Raw genomic sequence first — 529 nt, 5'->3', positions numbered from 1 at the left:
TGAAGGTGACCCTGCCGCTCGCCGCCCCCGGCATCGCGGCCGGCGCGCTGCTCAGCTTCGCGCTCTCCTTCGACGACTTCATCATCACCCAGTTCAACTCGGGACCGACCACGGTCACCTTCCCGATGTTCGTCTGGGGTGCCTCGCAGCGCGGCATCCCGGTGCAGGTCAACGTGATCGGCACCGCGATGTTCCTCGCCGCCGTGGTGCTGACGGTGGTCGGCCAGTGGGTCGGCAACCGTCGGAAGGCCAGCGCCTGACAATCTGTACGTACTGTCTGAAATACCGTCAATCCGTAGAAAGTAGCTGATAGGCATGGACTCCGCCCGTGCGCTCAGTGATGCCCGACCGACCCCCTTCTGGCTGGAGGACCCGGGTCGCCCGGAGGCCCTGGCCGCGCTGGTGGGTGACACCAGGTGCGACCTGCTGGTGGTCGGGGGCGGCTACTCCGGACTCTGGACGGCACTGATCGCCAAGGAGCGCGACCCCTCGCTGGACGTGGTCCTGATCGAGGGGAACGAGATCGGCT

General features: G+C 66.7%; 1 protein-coding gene and 1 pseudogene. Both read left to right on the top strand.

Annotation, left to right across the window (positions count from 1 at the left end; all coding sequences use genetic code 11):
* Positions 1–260, top strand: a 260-nt coding sequence (locus tag ABD323_RS45200; protein WP_425556374.1) for an ABC transporter permease, incomplete at its 5' end; no start/stop codon positions are given.
* A gap of 55 nt (positions 261–315) precedes the next feature.
* A pseudogene (locus ABD323_RS45195) lies at positions 316–529 on the top strand (FAD-dependent oxidoreductase); the annotation flags it as partial.

Source organism: Kitasatospora nipponensis, assembly GCF_039528135.1.
Classification (GTDB): domain Bacteria; phylum Actinomycetota; class Actinomycetes; order Streptomycetales; family Streptomycetaceae; genus Kitasatospora; species Kitasatospora nipponensis.
Note: the sequence above shows the minus strand (reverse complement) of the source record. Positions and strands in the feature narration are given on the sequence as shown.